Raw genomic sequence first — 22231 nt, forward strand, 5'->3', positions numbered from 1 at the left:
TGTCTTTATTTATGGGGAACCATCAGCCTGACGGGCCGTTTTACTTTCTACATTAACAATTAGTCGTTACCGAATAAATCGCGGGTATAGACCTTCTCTTCCACATCCGCCAACTCTTGCGCCATACGGTTGGAGATGATGACGTCTGATTCCTGTTTGAACGCGTCCAGATCGCGTACCACGCGGGAGTGGAAGAATTCATCTTCCTGCATCACTGGTTCATAAATAATGACCTGCACGCCCTTCGCTTTAATACGCTTCATGATGCCCTGAATGGAAGAGGCGCGGAAGTTATCGGAACCGCTCTTCATGATCAGACGATAAACGCCCACCACTTTCGGTTTACGCGCCAGGATGGAATCCGCAATAAAGTCTTTACGTGTACGGTTAGCATCAACAATAGCCGAAATAATGTTATTCGGTACCGACTGGTAGTTCGCCAGCAGTTGTTTGGTATCTTTCGGCAAGCAGTAACCACCGTAACCAAACGAGGGATTGTTGTAATGATTGCCAATACGCGGATCCAGACATACGCCTTCGATGATCTGGCGGCTGTTCAGCCCCAGGCTTTCTGCATAGCTATCCAGTTCGTTAAAGTAGGCCACGCGCATCGCCAGATAGGTGTTGGCGAACAGTTTAATCGCTTCGGCTTCCGTGGAGTCGGTGAACAGTACGCGAATATCTTTTTTGATAGCGCCTTCCTGCAACAACGCAGCAAAACGCTCGGCACGTTCGGAGCGTTCGCCGATAACGATACGCGATGGGTGCAGGTTATCGTACAGCGCCTTACCTTCACGCAGGAATTCCGGTGAGAAGATAACGTTATCAATCCCGTATTTTTCACGAATGGATTGGGTAAAGCCCACCGGAATGGTGGATTTAATGATCATCACCGCTTGCGGGTTGATCTCGTGAACATCACGAATGACTGATTCCACACTGCTGGTATTGAAGTAGTTAGATTTTGGATCGTAATCCGTCGGCGTGGCAATGATGACGAAATCCGCGCCGCGATAGGCGTCGAGTTTGTCGGTCGTCGCACGGAAGTTCAGCGGCTTATTCTGCAAATACTCCTGGATCTCCTTATCTACAATGGGAGAGATCTTCTGATTAAGCATATCTACTTTGGACTGAACGATATCCAGCGCCACCACTTCATGGTTCTGCGCGATCAGAATCCCGTTTGATAGCCCAACGTAACCTGTTCCGGAGATTGTTATTTTCATTCGATAAGCAACTTTTGTGAGTGTATGGAACCGGAGATGACGATCCCGTCGCCCCCCGCTTAATATCAATAACTGTTGGGGTTTTTACCTCTTCTGTTGAGGGACTGTCAAGGCGACAATCGGCCGTCAACAGCGGCGTTTATGTATGGTTTAGCGGGCAATAATCGACAAAATGAATATGACTGCCCGAAAAAATGGCGGATCAGACGAAAAAAAGCCCGGCTTTAGCAACCGGGCTTGGGTAAACAAGATGGGTGATTATCAGATTAATCCAACCACTCGGTATGGAACACGCCGTCTTTATCAGTGCGTTTATAGGTGTGCGCACCGAAATAATCACGCTGAGCCTGGATAAGGTTCGCCGGCAGTACCGCAGAGCGGTAGCTGTCGTAGTATGCCACCGCTGCTGAGAAGGTCGGTACCGGAATACCATTCTGCACGGCATAGGCTACTACATCACGCAGCGCCTGCTGATAGTCGTCGGCAATTTTCTTGAAGTACGGTGCCAACAGCAGGTTTGCGATAGCCGGGGTTTCGGCATAGGCGTCGGTGATTTTCTGCAGGAACTGCGCACGAATAATACAGCCTGCGCGGAAGATCTTCGCAATTTCACCGTAATTCAGATTCCAGTTGTGCTCGTCGGAAGCGGCACGCAACTGGGAGAACCCCTGCGCATAGGAAACAATTTTACCGAGGTATAGCGCACGGCGTACTTTCTCGATAAATTCAGCTTTATCCCCCGCCAGTTTCGCCTGCGGACCGGAAAGCACTTTAGACGCGGCAACACGCTGCTCTTTCAGAGAAGAGATATAGCGTGCAAACACGGATTCGGTAATCAGTGACAGCGGCTCGCCGAGATCCAACGAGCTCTGGCTGGTCCATTTGCCAGTGCCTTTATTCGCCGCCTCGTCGAGGATCACATCAACCAGGTATTTACCTTCTTCATCTTTCTTGGTGAAGATATCTTTGGTGATATCGATGAGATAGCTGCTCAGCTCGCCCGCGTTCCACTCGCTGAAGGTTTTCGCCAGCTCTTCGTTAGAGAGATTCAGGCCACCTTTCAACAACGCGTAAGCTTCGGCAATCAACTGCATATCGCCATATTCGATACCGTTGTGCACCATTTTAACGTAGTGACCCGCACCATCCGGACCAATATACGTCACGCAAGGTTCGCCATCTTCCGCCACTGCGGCAATTTTGGTCAGAATCGGAGCAACCAGATCATAGGCTTCTTTTTGACCGCCAGGCATAATTGATGGACCTTTCAGCGCGCCTTCTTCACCACCGGAAACGCCAGTGCCGATGAAGTTGAAACCTTCTTCAGAGAGTTCACGATTACGACGAATGGTGTCCTGGAAGAACGTGTTGCCGCCATCAATAATGATGTCGCCTTTATCTAGATATGGCTTGAGGGAGTCGATAGCAGCATCGGTGCCTGCACCGGCTTTCACCATCAACAGGATGCGGCGCGGGGTTTCCAGGGATTCGACAAATTCTTGTACGGTGTAGTAAGGAACCAGCTTTTTGCCCGGGTTTTCGGCAATGACTTCTTCGGTTTTTTCGCGGGAGCGGTTGAAAACTGAAACGGTGTAGCCACGGCTCTCAATGTTGAGCGCCAGGTTGCGCCCCATTACCGCCATACCAACAACGCCGATTTGTTGCTTGGACATTACATACTCCTGTCAGGTTTGAACACCCAGCCGGTATATCTACAGCTAGGTTAAGTAAAAATAATGTTAACTCAGGAAACCACTAAGCTGGTAGCAATAGATGTCACTTTGAACCACCAGTTGGCGCTCCTGCACTAATAAGCGCCATCCCGGCGAAGCACGACTTTCACCGTTTTGAAGAGAATGGCGATATCGTTCCACAAGGACCAATTTTTCACATACCAGGAGTCAAAGTAGACGCGCGTATCATAGTCCACGTCATTGCGCCCGCTAACCTGCCACAAGCCGGTCATTCCGGGTTTCACCATCAAATAATAGTCAACATCCAGTTCGTAGCGTTCTAGCTCTTTCGTGACCACGGGACGCGGTCCGACAAGACTCATTTCACCTTTCAGCACGTTAAAAAGTTGAGGTAGCTCATCAAGACTGGTTTTGCGGATAAAATGCCCTACTTTCGTGATGCGCGGATCATTCTTCAGTTTAAAATCCTTGTCCCACTCTTCACGCGCCTGCGGATCATTCTCTAGCAAGTTTTGTAATACTTCTTGTGAATTCATCACCATAGAGCGGAACTTGTAGCACGGGAAAAGTTTCCCGGCGCGGCCCACCCGCTGGTGCCCATAAATGGCTGGCCCGCCGTCACGCGTCACCATGTACCACAGGTAGATAAACAACGGTGATGAAATGAGCAAAATAAACAGTGTGCATACGATATCAAAGGAACGCTTAAGGAAACGCGAAGTGCGTTTCGCGAGGTTGTTGTTGATCCGCAGCAGCATTACTTCATGGCTGAAAATAAACGACATGTCCGTGTTATACAGCGGCAACCCTCGCAATGAAGGAATGACGGTTACTGAGCGACACTGGTGTTTGGACAACTCCCTCAGCCACGCGACCGTCTTGTCTATCTCATCGACATCGAAGGCAATGATAAAATGAACATGTCTAAGATCGGGATCTTGCCAGATGTCATCAGCATTTTTATAAACAGGGCAATCAAGAAGCATGTCCTCAGTTGTTTCATCATCAAAGAAAGCCGCTACTTCAAATCCCAGCATTTCTTCGCTCTGCAGGGCAAACCAAGCTTCACGCGCGTTCTTACCGCTGCCCAAAATGATGGTTTTCTTTTTCCAGATGCCTAACCGATTCAACAGATACTTCGTGGTGAAGCGGAAAAAGGGCACCATAAAGAGCGCCAAGCTCCAGCAAAACACCCAGACAAAACGCGAGAACTGCCATTTGGTAAAAGCAATCAACGCCAAATCAAAGATCGCAAAAATGATAATTGTGCGCAGGATCTCTTTCAACTCATACCAAAACGGTTTGCGGTAAGAATAGTGACGCAGGCGGATTAAAAACCACGCGACACAGGTTAATGACAATAATAAATGGGAAACGATACGATATTGAAACTGCTCCTGCGGAATGAAACGCTGTAAATCAGCAAACAGAAAATAGACCAGCGCCAATGAAAAAACTAATGACAGATTAAAAAAGATAAAATCAGACAGCGCGAGAAAAAGCTGACACAAGAAGGGCTTATAATTATTCCTCACATCCTTAAATTCCATTATCCCCTCACAATTCTAATTGAATGAAAAGCCGACTTATGTTAATCATCAGAAACGGTCCTTGATATGAGAGAGAATAACTCTGACTAACTCATCTGCTTTGTCTGAAGAGGTGGACTCAGCATAACATCGTAATTCAGGCGCATTTCCGGAAGGTCGGAGATGAATAATATCATCGTTATTCAACCGTAACCTGACGCCATCCGTCATATCCCGTCCCACAACGCTCGTATTCGTTAAACCACAAGCGCTTAATGCCTTCGCAGGGTCATTCACAAGCTTATCCAGCAAAGCAACACTCTGGGCGACAGAAAAATTCTGCAGTCTGTTCGAAGAGGTATAACGCGGTGGTAATTCCGCTAATTGTTGACTGATCCTTTTATGCTGACTTGAAACCAACACCGTCACTGCCGGCAATAATGCATCACGGGTAGGTAATGATTTCAGCATGCGGCCGTCGTAATGGATATCACTGGCTAATAGATAGCCGCCATTGGCTTCAAAACCGGCGACACGAGCGAATTGTTCCAGTAACGCGTCAAATGCCGCGATAACATACGGCGAGCCTATTTTGGTCAGCGCAACGTGAGGGATCAAACCGCTAGTGGAGATAATACTGTTACTGCTCACTGGCACCGCCGCCGCATCAATACCCAGATGCGAAGAGCATAGTAATCCAAGGATATCGCCACGCAGCCAGTATCCCTTCTCATCGCTCAATAATGGCCGGTCGCCATCACCATCGGTTGAAAATACGGCATCAAGATGAAACTCGCGTAACCAGTTTATCGCCCGCAGTCGATCCTCTTCGGACACCGCTTCGGTATCGATAGGCACGAATTGATCGCTACGACCAAGGGAAACAACCTCCGCGCCGAGCATCGAAAACAGCGCAGGGTAAATATCCCGTCCGGCGCTGGAGTGTTCATAAATGCCAATCCGCATTCGCGCAAGGGCATTTTCGGGGAAGAAAGAAGTATAACGCGCGATATAGTGCGCGCTGGCATCGTTATTCACCGTCAAATCAGGCAACCTGGCGGGCAAGGTAAAACGGGTACTCCCAGTTACAATTACCGCTTCGTCAGACTTCGTTATTTCACCGGTCGGGTGGTAAAACTTTAACCCATTACGATCGAATGGAATATGGCTGCCGGTTATCATTATCGCCGGGATTTTGTTCTTGAGCGCGTAATATGCCAGCCCCGGTGTTGGAATGACACCACAGTAATGTGGCTTGAAACCCATATGTTCGACAACAGCGGCACAGGCACGTGCCATACCGTAACTACTCGGGCGGTTATCGATACCAATCGCAACAGTATCAAAAGTATACGCGGCGGCGGTAGTGCTCAAAAAATTAGCAGCAAATGCACCACATACTTGTGGTGTGAAATGTTGAACCAGCCCTCTTGCACCGCTGGTGCCAAACTGTATGTTCGAATTGTTAATCACAACATTGCTTAAAAAATCAGACATTCTATTTTTTCTCTGAAACAGGATTTTCAACACGAATGATATCGTCTTCGCTTAAATTTTTACCTGATTGAATTTCAATGATTTCCAGAGGAGTTGAACCTGCATTCGCCAATACATGTACCAGGCCTGCGGGAATAAACGTTGACTGGTTTTCTTCGACGAAATATTCGCGATCTTGCAGAATCACTTTTGCGCGTCCGCAGAGTACCATCCAGTGTTCAGCACGCTGATGATGGATTTGCGCGGCGAGTTGCTTTTCAGGGTGCACAGTGACTTTACGAACACGATAATCATCTCCTTGCACCATCGTATTAACGCTTCCCCAAGGTCGGTAGACCTCCCGGTGATCGCGGTGCTCAGTCCGGTGGCTAGACTTAAGATATTCAACCACTTTTTTCACATTCTGCACGTGGTCTTTATCAGCAATTAGAATCGCATCACAGGTCTGGACCACAACGATATTTTGCAGCCCTAAGGTCGCTACCAGCGCGTCTTCCGAATGGACATAAGTGTTATGGCAGTCAAACTCGAGGACATCCCCTTGTTTTACATTCCCATGTTCATCTTTAGGGGAAATATCCCACAGCGACGACCATGAGCCGACATCAGACCAGCCGGCATCCATTGGGACGACAACTGCATGATCGGTATGCTCCATTACGGCGTAATCAATGGATTCCGCAGGACATTGCGCAAAAGCCTGTTCGTCAATCCTTACAAAATCTAAATCCTGATGGGTCCGCGCCACCGCGCGTTCGCACTGCGCATAAATTTCGGGTCGATATTTTTTTAACTCTGCCAGGTAACTTTCGGCTTTGAACATGAACAAGCCGCTGTTCCAGTAGTATTCACCGCTGGAGTAATAGTCACAAGCAATGTCATAGCTCGGTTTTTCGACAAACTCGGCAACAACAAACGCATCATCCCCTTGCGCCTGCCCACGGCGAATATAGCCATATCCGGTTTCCGGATGTGAGGGAACAATGCCAAAAGTCACCAGTTTACCGCGTTCGGCATAGGCGACAGCCTGCGTAACAGAAGCGATAAAGGCATCTTCATTCTGAATGACATGATCAGCCGCGAGCACCAACATGATCGGGTCAGCTTTCAGCTGCTTTTTTTGGAGGAGCGTAAAGGCCGCTAAGGCGATTGCTGGCGCGGTATTGCGACCAGAAGGCTCCAGAATAATATTGTCCGACAGTTTGTCGATAGCGCGCATTTGCTCTGCAACCAGAAACCGATGCTCGTTATTACAGATGACGACAGGCGGACACATCTGTAATTTATCCAGGCGCTTAACCGTTTGTTGCAGCATGGTTTTGCTGCCGCCGACTTGAAGAAATTGTTTTGGATGCATTTCTCGCGAGAGTGGCCATAAACGGCTTCCGCTACCGCCAGCCATGATCACAGGCATTATATTTTTCATAGCGCTACCAATATTAACGTTTTACCTGTCGATAATGGCAAAACTCCGTCCATTTTGATTCGACATACTCTTTTATTTCACGCTCAAAACGCTGCTGTGAAAAACGTTCAGCATTTTTACGGCATGATTCTGGGGTAAATGCAACCGAGCTTTTTTCGAATATTTCAACAGATTCAATAATAGCGCTGGTGGTTTGTTCCACAAAGAAAATACCCGTCGGGTCGCTGCGTTCAGGCGGGATGACTGTCTCGAGCGCACCACCTTTACCAAACGCGATAACAGGCGTACCGCAAGCCTGTGCCTCGACGGGAATAATTCCGAAATCCTCTTCTGCGGCAAAAACAAAAGCTTTTGCGTTTTGCATATGCTCGCGCAGAACAGTAAATGGCTGGTACCCCATCATGGTGACATTGGCTGCGGCAATATTTTTTATTTTTTCGAAATCAGGACCATCACCAATAACAATCAGTTTTTTGTCTGGCATGGCATTAAAAGCTTCAACAATCAGACTAATTCTCTTATAAGGAACCATCCTTGACGCTGTTAGATAAAAATCAGATTTTTCATTTCTCAGCTCAAATTTATCCACAGCCACTGGTGGATAAATAACATCCGCCTCGCGTCCGTAAACTTTCTTAATTCTGCGTGCAATGTATTGTGAATTAGCTAGAAAATGATCGACACCATTCGATGTACGACAATCCCAGATACGCATTTTGTGCAGAATCCATTTAGCGAACCAGCCTTTCAATCCTTTATTAAGTCCAGATTCACGCAAATACTGATGCTGTAGATCCCAAGCATACCGGATAGGTGAATGCACATAACTTATATGTAACTGATCAGGGCCGGTAATTACCCCTTTGGCCACGGCATGCGCACTTGAAATTACTATATCGGCATTCGAAACATCCAACTGTTCAATCGCCAGAGGCATTAATGGCAGATACTTCTGATAATATTTTTGCGCCTTGGGCAAGTGTTGAATAAAGGTAGTCTTCGCTCTTTTATTCATGAAATTCGCACGTTGTTCCGGAGTAAGAAAATCCACCACCGAAAAAAGATCAGCCTCAGGAAAAACTTTTAATATTTGCGCGGAAACTTGCTCTGAACCTGCATAATTTAACAGCCACTCATGAACAAGGGAGATTTTAACACCGTTTTTCATTGATATAACCTTGTTATTATTGCATGACTTTGCGGATAGCTTTATAGATAAAACGCGCATTAGATTTCAACGTGCAGTTAAGAAAATAGAACATAAGCGGCACGGGGTGGCTCATTAACCCTAGAGCAGAGAGCTCCTGCTTTAATTCTTTATTAACTTTGATACTTTGCCCCGCATTCATTTCAAAAATATGGAATGACTGTCTGGTAGTAAGCTCATGTTTTAACGGTGTATAAAGATCGACGTTATATGCTGCACCCACGCTTTTCGCTATGGTGAGAACGCCGCGCCACATCGCAGCGCGTCCGCGAGCAGTGTAACTGCCAGGGACATGAACTTCTTTGTCGTCCGCCGCCTGACCAAACATAGGTGGATTATCAGCACGACCACCGATAATTGGCCGGGAGATATAACCGATACCTGCACCTATAAAAGCAGAAGCTGCTAAATAGATTTGATAATAGAGCGAACCATCGAATTCCTCCGTATGTAAAGATCTAGCGAAAGGAACATTGACAATTAATCCGCCGACAAAACCTGCGGTCCTGAAAATCATTTTGGGCTCTGATGCCCCCCATTTATAAATCGAGTCCTTGTCACTCAGCGAAGACAAGCCAATGGGATTGTAAACATCATGATTAAAGCGCAAAAATGTACGCGAAATAAAATTAATTTGTGGATTTTTTGCTATATAACCTTTCACTTCGGAAATAGCATTAGGCAATAGCAGATCATCATTACCCATAATCAACGCCCATTCGCATGAAGCGCTTTCGATGCATTTTCTCAAATTTTTATCATAACCAAGATTCAATTCATTAATAATAAAAGTGAGTTTTATTTTGTTATTTTCGTACTCGCTTCGAAATGAATCAACCATATTTTGAATATTGATTTTGTCCGGAGAATTGTCTTCGCAGATTAGCACTTCATCAGGATAAACCTCCTGTGATAGTACAGAGCTAAGGAGTTCTTGTAACTCCTGAACCCGGTTATAACTTGGTATAACAACTGAAATTGTTGCGGCATTACCCATTAGTCAGTTTCCTTATGAATCTTGCTGGATTTCCGGCAATGAGACTATTTTCTTCGAAGTGGCCTTTCACAACTGAATTCGCCGCGATGATTGAACCTTTACCAACGAATGTACCGGCTAATATGACCACATTGTCGCAAACCCAGGTGTTATCATTGATTTTTATCTCTGCGATATCATCCAAGTCACGGAATGCCGGAGGAATTTGAGCTTCGTATTTTGCAGGACGAGTTGAACCATGCGAATGATCACCAATATAAATATTAGAGCCTAATAAAACATTATCTCCAATATCAATCTTTTTCACAGCTGATATATGAACATTGCAACTCATCATTACATTTTCACCAAAAATGATTTCTGGCGTGAAGTTTTGTGTTTTATATTTAGCGACTGCTTGTATCCAACAATTGTCTCCGATAGAGCAATTTGTCATCTTCATATACTTCGCACCGAAAATCTTGGGATTACTCCCCAGAATTCGTATAGATAACTTGCGAGTAAAATTGTAATACAACGCACGTAATCTGCCTTTAATTTTATAGATCAGCATAGTTTACTTCCTACGTTCCAGGAGTGATTCTCTTCTTGTGATTATCGTTTCGCTGTAAATAATAAAACACACAACCCAAAATAAAACAGAGAGGATACCCGCCTGGAACGAGGAACTCACCGCCGCAGATAACCAGTATAAGAAAAATAATGCAAAGAAAAACCGCCGTGCTCCTTTTGTTTTTTTATAGAAAACTCTGAATTGATATAATATTAACAACTGAAACATCAAGCCGCCAAAAATACCTGCTTCTAACATACCATGGAAGATAAAGTTATCAGTGTTAATTCTTTCTGTCGTTTGTGAGAGCGTGCTTCCTGCACCTTGAGATCCCAAGCCTTCACCTAGTGGGTGGTTGACAAGAAAATCTACCGAGTTTGACGCCATATCAAAACGTTGCGTCGTGGAGTACTTTGAACCTTTGTCACTGTCGGTGAAACGTCCAACAAATATATCTGAATAACTACTCAACGAAATGGCAACCAGCAGCAAGAAAGCTATTAATGAAGTACTAACTTTCACGATAATATTACTCCGGCATAAAAAAAACAGCCCGGCACATATTAAGGCAATAATCGCTCCACGCGTAATTGACATAAAGCAGGCGGTGGTGGCCAATATAGCACCTAACAGGTTTATATATTTTGAACCATATTTACTAAAAATGTTATAAACAAAGAAGATGAAAGCAATAACCATCAAGTAACCGAAAGCCAATGCATCGGCAAATCCGCCGTTGGCTCTCACTAAATCATAATATCGGTTAATTAATGAAAAATTATCTCCCCCATAGTTGGGGTTGTAGCCAAGCATCAATGTAAAATTTCCGCCAGTTACAACATCAATAATCGCTATCGAGCTGGTGATAAGAAAAACCACTGTCAGCACTCGCTTTAAAAAAGAGGCAATCCTACGCCAGCGATCATTGTCATAATCATTATTAAAATAACAGGCAAGAATACTAAAAACCATTGGGTAGAAAACCAAGGCATGCAATCCCAGAACGACTTGCAAAATATTTGAGCGATTCTCTATAATCGAAAGCAGAATACCTAATAACATCAGGATAAAAAGCGTGATTAAACTACCGTTGATTTTAAATCTTCCAGATAAAAATAGAGTATAGATGATTATTACATAAAACAAAAGAATGGCCACGCACCGAATAAGCGGGCCTATTGGCATATCAGAGACTTTAGGAAGCCATGAGCTAAGATAAGGTGAACCAACAATTGCCATTATCAAAAAAAGAAGTATTCTTTCAAACGAAACTCTGTTTAACATTATTAGGCATTCCATACATGTTGGTGAATAAAAACACTACCTTAACGACCGTCTAATTAAAAAAGGTTTTATACAAAATATAAAAATCTTTGGCACATAATTAGAAATAATAAAAATGCGCTTATTAAACAAAGCCACATAATAGTTTTCTCATTAAAAATTCTCTTTTACTATTATGACCTTTGAAATAGCATTATTAGAAAATTGATGATGATTTTATTGTCACATATAAAAGAAATATTTTTCGTTAGTACAATCGACTTTGAATCTGTTCATTATAAACTATTAATACTCACCCATCAGATGCCGTAACATCTCCATAACATTAAAAACTATATAAAATAAACGAGGCGATTTCGTAAAGATATTTTAAGGCCATAAATTAAACATATATCTCTTTATTCATCATCGGCCCTAAATATGCAGTATTTTGCGGTGGTTTTTAAGGGGGAAACATCAACTTCCCCTTAAAAATTTAAGTCACCATTAAAAGAATTTGAAGATTCACCGATAAGAGATTCTATTGCACGCACTTGCGTATGCGCCGAGCATTTTTCCAGGGCATACTGCCGGGCATATTCTTTTTGCGCGTCTAAGGATGAATCATTCAACCGTAACAAATTCAAAATTGCTTCTGCGAGTGCATTAGAATTAACTTGTCGTGCCAGAAACCCGTTTCGACCATCAACAATAAGATCCTCTGCCACACCAACTTTAAAAGCAACAACAGGAACACCTGACATCAACGCCTCATTTATCATCATCGGTCCAGCATCTTCTATCGAAGGGCAAATGAAGCCGTCAGCAAAGTTATATAAGAATGGATACTTATCTTTGTCACTTATAAACCCAATGTTTATGACCGGAATACACTCAGGTAGCTGGAGTTCTGCCTTGTTTCCCACAGTCAAAAGAGAAACTTTACTAAGATGCTCAGGATGGCTTTTTTTAATTATATTAAGAGCTTCAACAACGTATTTCACCCCCTTTCTAGGGTCACCGAGAGACTGTGCACCTAAAAAAATAACTCGACGCCCTTCCGGAATATTAATTTGTATGTGTTTTTGGGCTGAATCAAGAGGGCGAGGAGAAAATATATTCTCATCGATACCTATTATTGCTTTTTTAATACCTAACTTTGCTTTTATTCCACTTTTATTACAACGCTCGTCAAGCCATTTACTTGCTGACAAGAAAAAACAGTCCATTTCTTGATAATATTTCTTCCTGTTGTTAAACATGTAAGCAGGAAGTTTAATTAAATTGGGGAATTTCATTGCTGGGCAATTATCGCAACCATGTATATACCCTTCACATCTCCATGGGTAATGGCATCCACCGGTGAACATAGCAGCATCCATGAGATAAAATGCAACAGGGCATCGGTATTTCTTTTGTATTTTATATATATCATAATCAGAAAGAAAACCCGCAACGTAATAAATAATTATTAAATCAGGTTTTTTCTTATAACTATAATAAAGTTCATTCAAACTAAAAGTGGAGTTATAGAGTAAATAATACTTGTTTTCCACATCATTCCAACGCACCAGAGACCGCCGAATTAATTTAATAAAAAAGTTAAGAACCTTATGTCTGATATTTTCCACAGAGATAACGTTCTCATCATTCGATGTCTTTTCAACTACAAACATTGTGGAGTCATGACCATATCTTTGAAGATTTATATGTGTTCTATATGCGCCATAAAACGCACCTTTGCTATCGCCTGTAGATAAATGTAAAACATTCATGGTTGAACTCGCTTTGCTAATACCATTTTTTTAACTTAATACTCCTGACCGCTGCCATTAATGGCATACGTAAAAAATAAAGAAATGTGGAAATAATAATCACATTAACAACAGGAGGGAAAATGACATATATTATCCTATATGAAATAAAAATTTGTAATTTTTGTATAATAAAAAAAACCAAGAAAGATAATATTAAAACAACCGAAGCTAAGGGAAACAATAAAGAGATATAACCTATCATTTCTTTACCTAAACAAAAACCTCCCCATAAAATCATGAAAAGGATGGTATGTATAAAATAGAATATACACAACCATTCTGGGCCATATAATTTAGCGATAATAATCGTTAACGGAATCGTTATCGCAGAATAGGATGCATATGCATAAAAATGGTACTTTAACTGGCCTTTAGAATATAACAATATAAAAACAAAGTTCATTATCCCCGCAAAAAAAGCAGCAGAAACCAGCCACTTAGCATATAAATTAACAGCAAATCCGAGATCTTTGTTTTTAAGCCACAATGAAATGAGATCGTTTCCATAAACGCACATGTAAGGCACTAACGGGCCGAGAATCACTACATATCCGACAGAACTAATGCTAAACAACTCAATAAATTTATTGTAATTATTTTCTTTAACCAGTGCGCTTAATCTGGGTAGCAGGAATTGTGATAACGGTGCAGTCAGTGCTAGCACGACAGCGCTTAGTTGAGAACCAATTTGGTAATGAGTGTAGAGGGTTAAATCGGTGTATGTTGATAACGCGATTTTATCAACTTGAGTAGCGATGACCCAAATCATTGACAAACCAGATAATTGCAACGAAAACTTAACTATATTTATGAATGAAATGATATCGGTACTATTCTTATCTTTTTCCTCATCACAACTTATCAGTTGCCGATGTTGTTTAATAACAACATAAGCAACGCAACTTAATGTCGCAATACTGTCTATGATAGATAGAAATAATAATGTATTAAAAAAAGCAAATAGCGTATTTGAATAAAAGGAAAGGATTAGATATGAACCACCATAAAATGCTGTGGTATAGAACATATTCCATATAGCAATTAAATCCTGTCGTTCCATTCCATTTATAAAGCTCTGTAAATACGACCGCAAATATAAAAGAGCAAGAATTATACCTGTGAGTTTTATACAATATACAGTTTCTTCTCTAGATAATGTCGTTTGTAACCAATCGGTAACTATATATAAGGAAAAATAGTTAAAAGCAAAACTAACAAATCCAGCGACGATAACAAAACCACATAATACTTTAATAAATAATTTAATAACCTTTATGAAGGTTACAAGATTATTTTTATTGGTAGCAACTAACTTAATAAAAGTTCCGCTTATTCCTGCATCCAGCAACCCCATTAATGTTATTAGCATCGTAAAAAAAGAAACTATACCATATCTTTCCGTACCCAAGAGTCCAATAATCAATGGGACCAAAAATAGTGGAAATGCAACACGGTATAGTTGAGCCGCATATAGAATAACTATTTTTTTAAACATAATAGCTCACAAAAACGAGCGGAACACATTACTTCGCATTATAAAACTCAATTATTTTTGAGCATATATAATCTACTTGTTCCAATTCTAATTCATAGAACATTGGGAGTCTTAGCAAACTGTCAGTAAAATGATCGCTATTTTCAAGATCAACACTTTCGTTGTTAGCGAGATAATACTCGCTTTTATTCAATGAGAGATAATGAAAAACAGAGTATATGCCGTTATCCTTAAGGTGCTGAATAAGCCCGGTTCGGACATTTATATTTTCACAAACGATGTAAAACATATGCGCATTGTTACTTGCAAACACTGGAATTATTGGAAGTGTTATGACACCGGTTTCGGCAAGGCTACTTAGACCAGCGTAATACTGCTCCCAAAGCGCTATTCTTTTGGTTTGGATGATATCTATGTTTTCAAGCTGAGCATAGAGATAAGCTGCAATAATATCTGAAGGTAAGAATGAGGAACCAATATCAACCCATCCGTATTTATTCACTTCGCCTCTAAAGAATGAAGCACGATTTGTGCCTTTCTCTCTAATTACTTCAGCGCGTTGAATGTACTTATCGTCGTTGATGACAAGCATTCCTCCTTCACCAGAGATAATGTTTTTCGTCTCATGAAAAGAAAAAGTACCGAATGTCCCAATACTGCCCAATGGCTTATTATTATAATAAGAGTCGATCGCTTGTGCTGCATCTTCAACAACCGGAATATTGAATTCTTTCGATATTGCCATAATCGCATCCATATCGCAGGCTACCCCGGCATAATGAACGACGATAATCGCTTTAGTTTTTTCGGTAATACCGTTACGAATAGCAACGGGATCAATATTTGGATTGTTACTATAGCTATCTACGAAAATCAGTTTCGCACCACGTAGAGAGAAGGCATTTACTGTTGAAACAAAAGTATAGGATGGTGCAATCACTTCATCGCCAGGCTGAATATTCAGTAATATTGCAGCCATTTCCAATGCATCAGTACACGAAGTAGTAAGAAGGGCTTTCTTAAAATCATATTTTTTTTCAAAAAACTCATGACATTTCTTAGTAAAAACGCCATCACCAGAAATCTTCCCACCACTAACTGCCTGCGCAATATATGTCAGCTCATTCCCTTGTAAATAGGGTTTATTAAATGGAATCATTTTTCTTCCTTATTTTAAATCAGCAAAACTGCCAGCTTGCATATCTTTTAATGAAAGTATCAGTTTATCCGATGACATTGGCCATTCGATATTTAATGTTGGGTCATTCCATGCAAAACCACGCTCTGCTGCCGGTGCATAATAGTTTGTGGTTTTATACAAAAATTCAGCTATTTCACTCAGGACTAAAAAACCATGAGCAAATCCTTCGGGGATCCAAAGTTGGCGTTTATTTTCTGCGGAAAGGTTAATACCAACCCAGTGCCCAAAAGTTGGGGAATCAAGGCGGATATCAACTGCGACATCAAACACTTCTCCCACTACACAGCGCACCAATTTTGCTTGTGCGTAAGGTTCGGCTTGATAATGCAGACCGCGAAGTACTCCTTGCTTTGACTTTGAATGATTGTCCTGCACAAATGAGAGCTTACAACCGATTCTCTCTTCTAATACTAGCTGGTTATAACTTTCATAGAAAAATCCGCGATCGTCGCCGAAAACTTTTGGCTCGATGATCAGCACATCCGGAATTTCCGTCTCAAGAATATTCATTTATTAATAGCCTTTAACCATCTTCAGGAGATACTGCCCATAGGCATTTTTGGACAACGGAACTGCCAACTCTCGCACCTGTTCAGCGCTGATAAATCCTTTACGGAATGCAATCTCTTCAGGACAAGCGACCTTGAGCCCCTGGCGTACTTCAATGGTTTGGATAAAGTTGCTGGCTTCGATTAAGCTCTGGTGCGTACCGGTGTCCAGCCATGCGTAACCACGGCCCATCATCGCCACCGATAAACGCCCCTGCTGCATATAAATACGGTTGATATCGGTAATTTCCAGCTCGCCTCGGGCGGATGGTTTAAGGTTTTTTGCCATTGCGACAACATCGTTATCGTAAAAATAAAGCCCGGTAACCGCATAATTACTCTTCGGCTCAAGTGGTTTCTCTTCAAGGCTGATGGCCGTCCCGGTTTTATCGAACTCCACCACGCCATAGCGCTCAGGATCGTTAACATGATAGGCAAAAACAGTCGCACCACTTTCCTGGTTGACCGCTGTATCCATCAGCTTCGGCAAATCATGACCATAGAAAATATTATCTCCTAGCACTAGAGCGCAGGGGTCGTTACCAATAAACTCTTCACCAAGAATAAACGCCTGCGCTAACCCGTCAGGGCTTGGCTGTACTTTGTAATGAAGGCTTAGACCCCACTGGCTACCATCGCCGAGCAGTTGTTCGAAGCGAGGCAGATCCTGCGGGGTACTGATAATTAAAATATCGCGAATCCCCGCAAGCATCAGCGTGGACAACGGATAGTAAATCATTGGCTTATCATAGATTGGCAGCAGTTGTTTACTCACAACCATTGTAACTGGGTACAGACGAGTTCCCGAACCGCCCGCCAGTATAATTCCTTTACGCGTTTTCATTTCGTAATCCCGAGCAAAAATGCCTGGCCAGAGGCACTTTTCAAATAGTCAAATTGGCGTAGTGCTAAATAGCTCAGCCAGCATACGTTTCACGCCGAACTCCCAGTCCGGGAGAACCAGACCAAAAGTACGCTGAAACTTTTCGGTGCTAAGGCGCGAGTTATGCGGTCGTTTAGCTGGCGTTGGGAAACTATCTGTCGATACAGGGTTTAATTTATTCAAGGCGAGTTCAACACCCGCTTCCCTGGCCTCAGCAAAAACCAGCGCCGCGTAGTCATGCCAGCATGTCTCACCACCTGCAACCAGATGATACAAACCGGCTACCTGTGGTTGCACCAGCGCGATGCGGATGGCATGAGCGGTACAATCTGCAAGTAACTCAGCGCCGGTCGGTGCGCCAAATTGGTCGTTAATGACCGAGAGTTCATTGCGCGTTTTCGCAAGATTGAGCATGGTCTTCGCGAAATTGTTTCCTTTTCCGGCGTAAACCCAACTGGTGCGGAAAATAAGATGCTTCGGACAGTTCTCGCGCAATGCCTTTTCGCCATCGAGCTTTGTCTGGCCATAGACATTCAGCGGAGCGGTGCTATCCGTTTCCACCCACGGCGTATCACCATCACCCGGGAAAACATAGTCGGTCGAATAGTGAATCACCCATGCATCAATTTTTGCAGCTTCGCGCGCAATAGACTCAACACTTTTCGCATTCAGCTGTGAGGCAAATTCAGGCTCGGATTCCGCTTTATCAACTGCAGTATGCGCGGCAGCGTTGACGATTACGTCAGGTCGTATGCGGCGTACGGTTTCGGCAACACCTTCTGGGTTACTGAAGTCACCGCAATACTCTGTTGAGTTAACATCCAGCGCAATCAGGTTACCCAATGGAGCCAGTGAACGCTGAAGCTCCCAGCCTACTTGTCCCGTTTTTCCGAATAACAGAATATTCATTCACTGCGCTTCCCGTAGTTTTGCTCAATCCACGACTGGTAGGCACCACTTTGCACGTTCGCGACCCATGCGCTGTTGGACAAGTACCACTCAACCGTTTTACGGATTCCGCTTTCAAAAGTTTCAACCGGTTTCCAGCCCAGTTCTTTACTGATTTTATCGGCATCGATTGCATAACGGCGATCGTGACCCGGACGGTCAGTTACGTAAGTGATCTGTTCACGATAAGAGGTAGCCTTCGGTACGATTTCATCAAGCAAGTCACAAATCGTGTGGACAACATCGAGGTTCTGTTTTTCGTTATGGCCCCCGATATTATATGTCTCACCCGCAACACCTTGCGTGACCACGGTATAAAGCGCACGCGCGTGATCCTCGACATACAACCAATCACGAATTTGATCCCCTTTGCCATACACCGGCAGCGCTTTGCCCGCCAACGCATTCAGGATAACCAGCGGGATCAGTTTTTCCGGGAAATGGAACGGTCCGTAATTATTGGAGCAATTAGTAACAATCGTCGGGAAACCATAGGTTCTGCGCCACGCGCGGACCAGATGATCGCTGGAGGCTTTAGAGGCAGAGTAAGGGCTGCTCGGCGCATAAGCTGTCTGCTCAGTGAACAGAGGCAATGCTTCGCCAGCGGCCACTTCATCCGGGTGAGGCAAATCACCATACACTTCGTCAGTGGAGATGTGATGAAAGCGGAATGCCGCTTTGCGCGCCTCATCAAGCTGGGCCCAATATTGGCGTGCCGCTTCAAGCAATACATAGGTGCCGACAATATTTGTCTCAATAAACGCGGCAGGACCCGTAATCGAGCGATCAACATGGCTTTCTGCCGCCAGGTGCATGACCGCATCAGGTTGATGCTCAGCAAAAATCCGCGCCATTGCATCACTATCACAAATGTCCGCACGTTCAAAAACATAACGCGGGTCGTTATTGATTTCCGCCAGTGATTCCAAATTCCCGGCATAGGTTAATTTATCAACATTAACCACTAAATCAGCAGTATTATTAATGATATGACGAACGACTGCAGACCCAATAAAACCTGCACCACCTGTGACCAGTATTTTCACGAGTTTCTTCCGCTTTTGCTTTACTATTGTTTTAACTTAAGGTGAGTTAAGAGTGGGTTATTAACTTGCATGAACATCTTTTGGACACGCTACCGCCCCAGGCTCTTCAGCTACCTGTGTACTGTGTGCTTTAGTCAGCAATTTACAATGTTAACGACTGCGCCACCCTTATTTGAATCCGCCACTTGGCACAAAATGCTAAGCGGCTATTCTCCGCCGAAACAGGCATGGAAACAAGGAAAAATCTTGCTTACGTCAGCGCAAGAATTACTCATTCCTACCTTTTTTAACCGTTGATTTTATAATGAAAATAAAAAAGGCAGTAAGAATAACCAAAGGATCAAATGTCCTTCTGGCAACCCTTTCTGCCCCTGCTCTAAATATCTTAATTACACAACATTTTTAATTTTTACTGTGTAAGCAATTTCTTAATACTTTCGCGGAATTTCTGACCTTCTTTCAGGTTACGCAGACCGTAGTTCACAAAGGCCTGCATGTACCCCATTTTCTTACCGCAGTCATAGCTGTCGCCAGTCATCAACATCGCATCAACAGACTGTTTTTCCGCAAGCTCAGCAATCGCATCGGTCAGTTGAATACGACCCCATGCGCCCGGTTCGGTTTTTTCCAGCTCTGCCCAGATATCGGCAGAAAGCACATAGCGCCCCACTGCCATCAGATCGGAATCCAGTGTCTGCGGTTGATCCGGCTTTTCAATAAACTGAACAATGCGGCTGACTTTGCCTTCTGTATCCAGCGGCTCTTTGGTCTGGATAACGGAGTACTCAGAGAGATCGCCTTTCATGCGTTTTGCCAGCACCTGGCTGCGGCCGGTCTCAGCAAAGCGCGCCACCATCGCCGCGAGGTTGTAACGCAGCGGATCGGCGGTCGCCGTATCCAGCACGATATCCGGCAGCACCACGACAAACGGGTTATCACCAACGATCGGACGCGCACAAAGAATAGAGTGACCTAAACCCAGCGGCTGCGCCTGACGCACGTTCATAATCGTCACGCCTGGCGGACAAATAGACTGCACTTCCGCCAGCAACTGGCGTTTAACACGCTGTTCAAGCAGCGCTTCAAGTTCGTAGGAGGTGTCGAAGTGGTTTTCCACGGCGTTTTTTGACGAGTGGGTCACCAGAACGATTTCTTTGATCCCTGCAGCAACAACTTCGTCGACGATATACTGAATCATCGGCTTGTCGACGATCGGTAGCATCTCTTTTGGAATCGCTTTCGTGGCAGGGAGCATATGCATCCCCAGGCCGGCTACCGGAATAACTGCTTTCAAATTAACCATTATTTCTTCCACCTATAATAATTGGATGAATTATAAACCTTTAACCTGTTTTCGCCAGTGCGTTTGCAGCGAGGAAAGTGAAAGATGTTACGCCTAATGTCCCTGTAAGGCAGTAGATGTAATCCTAACCCTGGTGCTAAATCACCAGGATTTATCGTAAAAGGCTATTTAATGCGCTTAGAGCCGCTTCGCCGGCAAACGGAAGTTCAAATTATCGGCATTTACCACATGCTGATCGACCCTGTCGATATCGACTGAACTCTGTCCATTTTCATTGACTGCATGAATATTCGCCAGCGACAGCAACGTATCCTGTTTCGCCATAAAACGCCCGCGCACATCTTTGCGTAAATCGAAGTTCATCTTCAGTGCCGGGCCGTTAGCAGCCTCTTGCGTTACGTTGATGTTACGCAGGAAAAGATGTTGCGGTTTATTGTGCAGCTCCAGTGTCGCACTCTGCATTTTCACATTAGTGATAGCCACAAATGACGTGGCATTACCGGACGATATCTGGATACCGCGCAGCTTATATTTGCTGCTGCTATTGTCCTGCTGGATATCGTTGAGTTTGAAATTCTGCGGGATCGACAAATAATCGCCTTTGATAACACCATAGCCAATCAGCATACCGGCGCTATTCACCATTGAAACATTATCAATGACGAAATTATCGCAGCCGTAAATCGCCACCGTCGCATTATCAATCCCGGCTTTCTTACTGAAATCCGGAGTGATGTTTTTCGCTTTAACGTTGCGAATAATAAAATGTTTACCGTTTTCCACATGCACTAACTGGCGGCAGTTGCTGCCGGTAATATTCGCCACGACAAAGTTTTTAACCGCTTGATCTTCAGGGTAGTTATTGTCGTAGGTACTGCCCGCCAGCCCAATACCAATGCCCCAGTTAATCTTTCCATTGGTGCAGTTGATATTATCAATCACGTGGTCGGAGATCAGGATATTGCGGTCGTTGATGGCCACATTCCATTCGATCGCATCACCTTGTAAGTCACTGAAATGACCATTAGTAATCCGTACACCGTCCAGTTCGTTGTGGAACCCCTGGCGTAAAATGCCATAGTTCGCTTTGCTCACCGTGATGTTATCAATCAGCAAATTGCGCATTGTGCGCGCATCTTTGCCGCCAATGTAAATCTGCATCACCGGGCCAAAGCCACTCATACTCACGCCCTTGATTACGCAGTCCGAACCGCGAACATCCAGCGTGATGTTATAGAAATTGCCGCCCTTCTCCCCCACCACACGGCTGCCGTCCTGCAACACAAAGCGTCCGCGTCCGTTACCTTTCAGCGCGCCGCGCACCAGTAGCGTTTTGCCGGCGGGAATAAAAATACCGGTGTTGATATTGTCGCAGACCACACCCGCGGGGACTTCCACGGTTTGCCCTTCGGCAAAAGCCTGTTTAAACGCGGCGGGCCAGTCATTACGGTTGTAATCACTGATGCTGACCGTGTCGTTACGCCCCAACGCGCGGGCTGCCGGAATATGTAGTAAAGGAAGCGCCGCCAGCGCGGAACCGGCGGCCAGAAAGGTGCGGCGAGAGAGCGCAGTTGCTGTTTTCTTCACGGTCATAAAAC

The 22231-nt window shown here is 44.0% G+C and carries 18 protein-coding genes; all 18 read right to left on the reverse strand.

Features of this window, described 5'->3' with window-relative positions; translation table 11 throughout:
- Positions 1 to 59: 59 nt before the first annotated feature.
- The 18 genes from ugd to wcaM all read right to left on the reverse strand — a co-directional run bounded on the left by ugd (position 60) and on the right by wcaM (position 22226).
- Entirely contained in the window at positions 60 to 1226 is a 1167-nt protein-coding gene (ugd, locus tag E0L21_RS14040; protein ID WP_131410496.1) for a UDP-glucose 6-dehydrogenase, read from the reverse strand.
- A gap of 266 nt (positions 1227 to 1492) precedes the next feature.
- The gene (gene gndA / locus E0L21_RS14045; RefSeq protein ID WP_131410498.1) at positions 1493 to 2899 is read right to left on the reverse strand and encodes an NADP-dependent phosphogluconate dehydrogenase; all 1407 of its coding nucleotides are present in this window, start codon (positions 2897 to 2899) and stop codon (positions 1493 to 1495) included.
- A 134-nt stretch (positions 2900 to 3033) separates the two neighbouring features.
- Positions 3034 to 4470, reverse strand: coding sequence for an undecaprenyl-phosphate galactose phosphotransferase WbaP (gene wbaP, locus E0L21_RS14050; RefSeq protein WP_131410500.1), 1437 nt, complete (start codon positions 4468 to 4470; stop codon positions 3034 to 3036).
- 48 nt (positions 4471 to 4518) lie between these two features.
- A complete protein-coding gene (locus E0L21_RS14055) occupies positions 4519 to 5946 on the reverse strand; it encodes a phosphomannomutase (protein ID WP_131410502.1) in 1428 nt (475 codons plus the stop codon).
- Between the two features lies 1 nt (position 5947).
- Positions 5948 to 7372 (reverse strand): mannose-1-phosphate guanylyltransferase/mannose-6-phosphate isomerase, encoded by a 1425-nt coding sequence (locus tag E0L21_RS14060; RefSeq protein WP_131410504.1) that lies wholly within the window; start codon positions 7370 to 7372, stop codon positions 5948 to 5950.
- A 13-nt stretch (positions 7373 to 7385) separates the two neighbouring features.
- A complete protein-coding gene (locus E0L21_RS14065) occupies positions 7386 to 8540 on the reverse strand; it encodes a glycosyltransferase family 4 protein (protein ID WP_131410506.1) in 1155 nt (384 codons plus the stop codon).
- Between the two features lie 16 nt (positions 8541 to 8556).
- Positions 8557 to 9576 (reverse strand): glycosyltransferase family 2 protein, encoded by a 1020-nt coding sequence (locus E0L21_RS14070; RefSeq protein ID WP_131410508.1) that lies wholly within the window; start codon positions 9574 to 9576, stop codon positions 8557 to 8559.
- Positions 9569 to 10129, reverse strand: a complete 561-nt coding sequence (locus E0L21_RS14075; RefSeq protein ID WP_131410510.1) for an acyltransferase — start codon at positions 10127 to 10129, stop codon at positions 9569 to 9571. The genes E0L21_RS14070 and E0L21_RS14075 overlap by 8 nt, the downstream gene beginning before the upstream one ends.
- Before the next feature lie 3 nt (positions 10130 to 10132).
- Positions 10133 to 11413: an O-antigen ligase family protein gene (locus E0L21_RS14080; protein WP_165501915.1), complete on the reverse strand. Its 1281-nt coding sequence runs from the start codon at positions 11411 to 11413 to the stop codon at positions 10133 to 10135.
- A gap of 467 nt (positions 11414 to 11880) precedes the next feature.
- Complete coding sequence (locus tag E0L21_RS14085) at positions 11881 to 13167, reverse strand: glycosyltransferase (protein ID WP_131410514.1); 1287 nt, start codon at positions 13165 to 13167, stop codon at positions 11881 to 11883.
- Between the two features lie 16 nt (positions 13168 to 13183).
- Positions 13184 to 14704 (reverse strand): lipopolysaccharide biosynthesis protein, encoded by a 1521-nt coding sequence (locus tag E0L21_RS14090; RefSeq protein WP_131410516.1) that lies wholly within the window; start codon positions 14702 to 14704, stop codon positions 13184 to 13186.
- Between the two features lie 28 nt (positions 14705 to 14732).
- Positions 14733 to 15863, reverse strand: coding sequence for a dTDP-4-amino-4,6-dideoxygalactose transaminase (rffA, locus tag E0L21_RS14095; protein WP_131410518.1), 1131 nt, complete (start codon positions 15861 to 15863; stop codon positions 14733 to 14735).
- Positions 15864 to 15872: 9 nt separating this feature from the next.
- Positions 15873 to 16415 carry a dTDP-4-dehydrorhamnose 3,5-epimerase gene (gene rfbC, locus E0L21_RS14100; RefSeq protein ID WP_131410520.1) on the reverse strand — a complete coding sequence of 181 codons (543 nt, stop codon included), beginning with the start codon at positions 16413 to 16415 and terminating at the stop codon, positions 15873 to 15875.
- A gap of 3 nt (positions 16416 to 16418) precedes the next feature.
- Complete coding sequence (rfbA, locus tag E0L21_RS14105) at positions 16419 to 17297, reverse strand: glucose-1-phosphate thymidylyltransferase RfbA (protein WP_131410522.1); 879 nt, start codon at positions 17295 to 17297, stop codon at positions 16419 to 16421.
- A gap of 48 nt (positions 17298 to 17345) precedes the next feature.
- Positions 17346 to 18245 carry a dTDP-4-dehydrorhamnose reductase gene (gene rfbD, locus E0L21_RS14110; RefSeq protein WP_131410525.1) on the reverse strand — a complete coding sequence of 300 codons (900 nt, stop codon included), beginning with the start codon at positions 18243 to 18245 and terminating at the stop codon, positions 17346 to 17348.
- A complete protein-coding gene (gene rfbB, locus E0L21_RS14115) occupies positions 18242 to 19330 on the reverse strand; it encodes a dTDP-glucose 4,6-dehydratase (protein ID WP_131410527.1) in 1089 nt (362 codons plus the stop codon). The genes rfbD and rfbB overlap by 4 nt, the downstream gene beginning before the upstream one ends.
- A 409-nt stretch (positions 19331 to 19739) precedes the next feature.
- Positions 19740 to 20633, reverse strand: a complete 894-nt coding sequence (gene galF, locus E0L21_RS14120) for a GalU regulator GalF (RefSeq protein WP_065370577.1) — start codon at positions 20631 to 20633, stop codon at positions 19740 to 19742.
- A gap of 177 nt (positions 20634 to 20810) precedes the next feature.
- The gene (gene wcaM, locus E0L21_RS14125) at positions 20811 to 22226 is read right to left on the reverse strand and encodes a colanic acid biosynthesis protein WcaM (RefSeq protein WP_131410529.1); all 1416 of its coding nucleotides are present in this window, start codon (positions 22224 to 22226) and stop codon (positions 20811 to 20813) included.
- Positions 22227 to 22231: the final 5 nt, after the last annotated feature.

The organism is Kosakonia quasisacchari (genome assembly GCF_004331415.1).
GTDB classification, from domain to species: Bacteria; Pseudomonadota; Gammaproteobacteria; order Enterobacterales; family Enterobacteriaceae; genus Kosakonia; species Kosakonia quasisacchari.

What these genes read in the sequence shown, in the direction of transcription:
- rfbA (WP_131410522.1), bottom strand. Translation starts at nt 17,297, where the DNA reads ATGAAAACGCGTAAAGGAATTATACTGGCGGGCGGTTCGGGAACTCGT.
- galF (WP_065370577.1), bottom strand. Translation starts at nt 20,633, where the DNA reads ATGGTTAATTTGAAAGCAGTTATTCCGGTAGCCGGCCTGGGGATGCAT.
- E0L21_RS14075 (WP_131410510.1), bottom strand. Translation starts at nt 10,129, where the DNA reads ATGCTGATCTATAAAATTAAAGGCAGATTACGTGCGTTGTATTACAAT.
- E0L21_RS14055 (WP_131410502.1), bottom strand. Translation starts at nt 5,946, where the DNA reads ATGTCTGATTTTTTAAGCAATGTTGTGATTAACAATTCGAACATACAG.
- E0L21_RS14080 (WP_165501915.1), bottom strand. Translation starts at nt 11,413, where the DNA reads ATGTTAAACAGAGTTTCGTTTGAAAGAATACTTCTTTTTTTGATAATG.
- wbaP (WP_131410500.1), bottom strand. Translation starts at nt 4,470, where the DNA reads ATGGAATTTAAGGATGTGAGGAATAATTATAAGCCCTTCTTGTGTCAG.
- rfbC (WP_131410520.1), bottom strand. Translation starts at nt 16,415, where the DNA reads ATGAATATTCTTGAGACGGAAATTCCGGATGTGCTGATCATCGAGCCA.
- ugd (WP_131410496.1), bottom strand. Translation starts at nt 1,226, where the DNA reads ATGAAAATAACAATCTCCGGAACAGGTTACGTTGGGCTATCAAACGGG.
- wcaM (WP_131410529.1), bottom strand. Translation starts at nt 22,226, where the DNA reads ATGACCGTGAAGAAAACAGCAACTGCGCTCTCTCGCCGCACCTTTCTG.
- gndA (WP_131410498.1), bottom strand. Translation starts at nt 2,899, where the DNA reads ATGTCCAAGCAACAAATCGGCGTTGTTGGTATGGCGGTAATGGGGCGC.
- rfbD (WP_131410525.1), bottom strand. Translation starts at nt 18,245, where the DNA reads ATGAATATTCTGTTATTCGGAAAAACGGGACAAGTAGGCTGGGAGCTT.
- E0L21_RS14090 (WP_131410516.1), bottom strand. Translation starts at nt 14,704, where the DNA reads ATGTTTAAAAAAATAGTTATTCTATATGCGGCTCAACTATACCGTGTT.
- E0L21_RS14065 (WP_131410506.1), bottom strand. Translation starts at nt 8,540, where the DNA reads ATGAAAAACGGTGTTAAAATCTCCCTTGTTCATGAGTGGCTGTTAAAT.
- E0L21_RS14085 (WP_131410514.1), bottom strand. Translation starts at nt 13,167, where the DNA reads ATGAATGTTTTACATTTATCTACAGGCGATAGCAAAGGTGCGTTTTAT.
- rffA (WP_131410518.1), bottom strand. Translation starts at nt 15,863, where the DNA reads ATGATTCCATTTAATAAACCCTATTTACAAGGGAATGAGCTGACATAT.
- E0L21_RS14070 (WP_131410508.1), bottom strand. Translation starts at nt 9,576, where the DNA reads ATGGGTAATGCCGCAACAATTTCAGTTGTTATACCAAGTTATAACCGG.
- E0L21_RS14060 (WP_131410504.1), bottom strand. Translation starts at nt 7,372, where the DNA reads ATGAAAAATATAATGCCTGTGATCATGGCTGGCGGTAGCGGAAGCCGT.